Origin of the sequence: Stenotrophomonas sp. TEPEL (assembly GCF_004348785.1) — a bacterium.
GTDB lineage: Bacteria > Pseudomonadota > Gammaproteobacteria > Xanthomonadales > Xanthomonadaceae > Stenotrophomonas > Stenotrophomonas indicatrix.
This window is the reverse complement of record NZ_QQXJ01000005.1, coordinates 1-3738: the sequence shown is the minus strand read 5'-3', so window position 1 is coordinate 3738 and position 3738 is coordinate 1. Positions and strand designations below refer to the sequence as shown.

The following is a 3738-nucleotide window of genomic DNA, read 5'->3' as shown; positions in this document are numbered from 1 at the left end:
GTAAAGGGCGGTGTGGCAGAATATCTTTCTTACATCTCCCCGTTCCTAGCAGCGATCATTGGCGGTGCGGGTGTCTACTTCTCAGAGAGGCGGACGAAAATTGACGGGCTAGGCAAGTTAGGGAAGGCTATAGGTATCGACATCGTCTGCTACTTATCCTCGATTGGTGTCGGAAGCTTGGGGTTGATCGCATTTTTTGCATACAAAGAAGTTGTCACTGATCTCGCTGTGGCAATGCTGGTTCCGTTGGCGTTTATGCTTTCATTCTTCCTTTTCTCGATAAGGATTCGTAAAAATAATGGACAGCCATTAGGTGGGCGCAACTGGCTGCTCCCCAGTTTGATGCTGGTGGTAATTTGCGCTGGCCTAGCTTACTGCTGGTTGGAATTCGTAATAGGCGGGCAGAAGCAAGTAAACGATGCTGCTTCCGCAGCAATGGCTACGAAAATCGAATCCAGGCCCAAGCCAGAGCTGCGAAGGGACTGAAGGCGAAAATCGGTATGAGAAAGCGTGGATCTGCCATTCCCTTTAGTGAATCTATCACTTTATCAATATCAAACTTCTTCATTTTCAATACTCCACACTCATCTCGTCAGTTGATAATTACATGCTGCATTTATTTGTCAATGTCGCCCCCCCAGGCAAACAGAAAATTGGCTAGCTGCGTTCATGGGGGACGGTGTCAATGGCGGCGATTGCGGCTGCACGTATTCAGGATCTAACAGGGCGACGACGCTGGGTTACGGCCAAGGTGGCCGTCAAGCGCTGGGATCCGGGCTCTGAGTCTGTCTTTGGCGGGCTGGACCAGTTTGAGCTTGAGTTCCGGGGAAGCGCAACGGCGTCTGGCTTTAGCGCTAAGGGCAGCATTGTTGAGCGTCCCGAAGCTACTCTTGCAGTCGAGGGACGTTTGTTGGCACCCGCGCTTTGAGTATCAGAAACGAGTAGGCCCCCATCGAGGGGGCCTTTTTGATTCTGCGAAGGCTTCTAGGCTTGGGTCAGTTGTGCGTAAAGTCGAAAAGGAACATCGGCAGCCCAATCAGCACGGCTAAGGCCCCGACAGCGCCCATTAGGGTCAGCATGGTCATGACCCACCACTGCCACCGCGCAAATCCCTTGTCCCGAGCATGGGTCACGCGAACATCGGCTTGATACTGTGCCGAGCAGCCTTCTGGCTTGCGCGTCGGGCCGAGAATGGCTCGACGACGAGTCCGAAAGGTCCTGAGAAGGGCTGAAGCAGGCTGGCGAGGGTCTACCTCAATGCCGTTGACCGGACCAGACTGTAGACGGCCCCGCCCAAGACAGGCACCACCACGTGTGCCGGCACCAACGCCAGGACGCCCAGGCTGAAGATCGCCCGGGCTTGCTCAGGATGTGGCAGCAGGTCAGCGAAGCCCATGCCCAGAAAAGAGGCCAGATGGGCAGCCGCCACGATCGCCCAGGTCACGAAGAACCCTTTCCAGAACCCGCCGCGCTGGGGTGCGGAGGGGGCGTACGATTGGCCTTGGGCCTCCTCCTGGAGCCGGTAAGCCCGGGCGTTGATCCAGTAGAGAAAGCCCAAGATGGCCCAGATGGCCAAGCCGCACGCGATAGCGAGCCAGCCCTGCGGGGCTCGCTGTTGCAGGGCCTCAAGGCCGCCGGCCACGAACAACAGGCCGGCACCTCCCAGCAGGACCGTCGCGCAACCGACATGAGCGTAAGAACGCGTGGTCATAGTGGCCTCAGAGCTTGTGGGCGGTCCACTCGCCGGAGGCCTTTGAAAAGCGCACCGGCTGAACGAACGGCCTGGCTTGGGCGACGCCGCCGAAGTCGAGGACGACCGAGCCTCCCACGTCGCAAGTCACTCCCTCGGCCGTTTCTGATTTCTTGCAGCCCCTGAGGCTGAAATCTCGGTATTCCTTCACCCAGACCTGGCTTCCCAGCACCCGTTCAAACTCGGCGGTGATGGCCTTCTTGGCCTGTTCGTCGGAGGGTTTGCTGCCGCAGGCCGTCAGCGCCAAAGCGGCGGTCAAGCTGAAGGCGATGGTCCTGATCGTGTGCATAGAGGTCTCTTCCTAACTGAGGTGGGGTCTTACTTGTCGCGGTTGCCGGCCGGATCAAAGCCGGCGATCCACATCCGGGTGTCGCGGAAGGGCGTGAGCATTCCCGAGGGACCGGGATACAGGTCATCGGCTCGCAAGAAGCCGGACACCCAGGCCGCGCTCAACGCCACTTTTCGGGCCCGCCACGCCACACCGTCGCGAGTCGTGCGCACGTTGAAGGGCTCGCGGGGTGGGGTAGGGCCGGTGGTCCGGTCGTCACCCGTGTTTGGCTTCCCAGGGCGAACACGCAGGCCGACCATCAGGTCGGTGGTCGCCTTCGCCCTGGCGTTGTCATTGAGCTCGGCCTCCTCGCCGAGGTCGTCTTTGATCGTCAGTGGGGCGTCCGCACATGCCCGGAACGTCTCCAATGTCGACGCGGTGGCGCTGGTCCAGATCCGGGCCTCAATGGTCCAGCACGGCAAGCTGGCGCCCCATTCCTTGTAAGTAAGCGCGACCCGGGGCCAATCCAGTCGGCCCTGCTGCGCGCTCTGGTGGTTCTCGTTCTTGAACAGCCCGTTGATGCGGCCAGCACCACTGATAGGGGAGTAAATCGGGCCAGCGGCCGACGCGGTCCGGAGGGCCGGCTTGGCCCCAAGTGCTTGCTGGCCGGCGTCTTTCAGACTCTTTCCCAACTGTCGGAAGAAGCCGGGCTTCGTGTCAGCGGATGGTTGGGCCAAGGCGGAGAAGCTGGCGATGGCCAGTGCGAGGAGCGCGACGGCTCCCTGTCGTGCGTGCTGCATGGGTAAGCCCCCTGTAGACCACCGATGCGGTGGCATTTACGATAATCGCAGATGTGCATTCCGGTTCCAACCGTCAGACTTGGAGGGAGTTCAGCTGTGGTGCAAGATTCCGGATGCCCCAACCCAAGACGCCCGCGACGGTCTATGGCAAGCGCCTGCGCAGTGCGCGGGTCGCGAAGGGTTGGACGCAAGCCCAGCTCGCTGAGCGCATTGGCATGGTCGACTCCGTCTCGGGAGCGACGAGGGTGAGCCGCTACGAAACAGGACAGCACGATCCTGACCCGGCCACTTCAGAGGCTCTGGCAAAAGCGCTCGGTCTTCCGGTGGCCTACTTTCACGCCACATCCGACACTCTCGCTGAGGTCATTCTGCTGGTGGCCAAGTTGCCTGTCTCCAAGCAGAAAGAAGCGCTGCAACGGCTCAAAGACATGGTTTCCAAGGCAGAGACTGGGCGTTGAGCAAAAGCTCTTGGAGCGTCTGAGTGTCCCTGGCTCAGTCTTAGTTCTTGCCTCTAGCTCCTCTAGGATCCTGCTAGCCGAGCGGGGTGGGGTTAGATCAACGCCGCTCCCCCGCTTAGCGGCACCTGGACTTCCGCCTTGATGGCAGGGGTGTGCGCCTGGGGCCGCAGGGCGCGATGTTCTTGGGCTCGGCCTGACTCCGTTGCGCCGCGGACCGCGGCGAAGCCCGAATGCCCTTCCGAGGAGGGGCGGCGTGATGGGCACGAATAGTGCCCAGAGCGCCCGGTGTCGGGCGAGGTGATCCCGGAACTCCCAACCGGAGTTCGTGGGGGGGGGGCGCCGGGGGCGGCTGGGCGCGATGTGGTTGGGCGCGGCCTGAGGCCGTGGCGCCGCGGACCGCGGCGAAGCCCGAATGCCCTTCCGAGGAGGGGCGGCGTGATGGGCACGAATAGTGCCCAGAGC

5 protein-coding genes and 1 pseudogene are annotated in these 3738 nt (G+C 61.2%); 2 read left to right on the top strand and 4 right to left on the bottom strand.

The window, feature by feature from the left end:
* Positions 1-486, top strand: a 486-nt coding sequence (locus tag TEP_RS19820; protein ID WP_165933955.1) for a hypothetical protein, incomplete at its 5' end; no start/stop codon positions are given.
* Between the two features lie 498 nt (positions 487-984).
* Here TEP_RS19820 and TEP_RS19990 read toward each other — a convergent pair.
* The 4 genes and pseudogenes from TEP_RS19990 to TEP_RS19685 form a co-directional block, all read right to left on the bottom strand.
* Positions 985-1237 (bottom strand): annotated as a pseudogene (locus TEP_RS19990) (hypothetical protein).
* Positions 1238-1249: 12 nt separating this feature from the next.
* The gene (locus tag TEP_RS19695; protein ID WP_132826587.1) at positions 1250-1711 is read right to left on the bottom strand and encodes a hypothetical protein; all 462 of its coding nucleotides are present in this window, start codon (positions 1709-1711) and stop codon (positions 1250-1252) included.
* 7 nt (positions 1712-1718) lie between these two features.
* A complete protein-coding gene (locus TEP_RS19690) occupies positions 1719-2039 on the bottom strand; it encodes a hypothetical protein (RefSeq protein WP_132826586.1) in 321 nt (106 codons plus the stop codon).
* A 29-nt stretch (positions 2040-2068) separates the two neighbouring features.
* Positions 2069-2818 carry a hypothetical protein gene (locus TEP_RS19685; protein ID WP_132826585.1) on the bottom strand — a complete coding sequence of 250 codons (750 nt, stop codon included), beginning with the start codon at positions 2816-2818 and terminating at the stop codon, positions 2069-2071.
* A 113-nt stretch (positions 2819-2931) separates the two neighbouring features.
* On the opposite strand from TEP_RS19685, the gene TEP_RS19680 reads away from it, so the two are divergent.
* The gene (locus tag TEP_RS19680) at positions 2932-3276 is read left to right on the top strand and encodes a helix-turn-helix transcriptional regulator (RefSeq protein ID WP_099473740.1); all 345 of its coding nucleotides are present in this window, start codon (positions 2932-2934) and stop codon (positions 3274-3276) included.
* Positions 3277-3738: the final 462 nt, after the last annotated feature.